Below are 547 nucleotides of genomic sequence, written 5' to 3'. Positions count from 1 at the left end.
AAGAAGCCCGAGTGCGGGGTCAGCAATAGGCCCGCATCGGCGGCGATCCGGAACGCCGAGACGTAGTCGGCAACGTCGCCCAGGCGCTCGTCGTTGGAGAGCCCGAACCCGACCACGCCAGAGCCGGCGTACCGGACCGCGATCTTGGCCACCTTCTCGGCGTGCTCGCCCGTGCGCGCCCAGCTCGAGGCGATGATCACGCCCATCGGGACGGGCGAGTCCGCCGCCGCGGCCAGCACCGCCTCGACGACCGCCTCCATCCCGCCGAGGGCCGGCGCGTAGGAGGTAGGGTCGACCTGGATCTCCATCCAGCCGCAGCCGTCCACGGCGTCGTCCTCGGCTGCCTCACTGACCACGCGAACCACGTCGGCACCTGACCTGATCACCTCCCGGGCCGCGTCATATCGCCCCTGAAACGCGCTCCATTCCTGAGCCCGGGTGTGATCCCAGGCCGGAGGCACTGGGACTCCATACCGTGCCGCCAGGTCGCGGAGCGTACCCGGCCGCATCGCCCCGGTCAGGTGCAGGTGAGACTGCGCCTTCGGCA

Annotated in this window: 1 pseudogene; it reads right to left on the bottom strand. The window is 70.7% G+C overall.

The features are described from left to right. A pseudogene (locus tag ELR45_RS37825) lies at positions 1-547 on the bottom strand (adenosine deaminase); the annotation flags it as partial.

Source organism: Phytoactinopolyspora endophytica, from assembly GCF_004138495.1.
GTDB classification, from domain to species: Bacteria; Actinomycetota; Actinomycetes; order Jiangellales; family Jiangellaceae; genus Phytoactinopolyspora; species Phytoactinopolyspora endophytica.
Note: the sequence above shows the minus strand (reverse complement) of the source record. Positions and strands in the feature narration are given on the sequence as shown.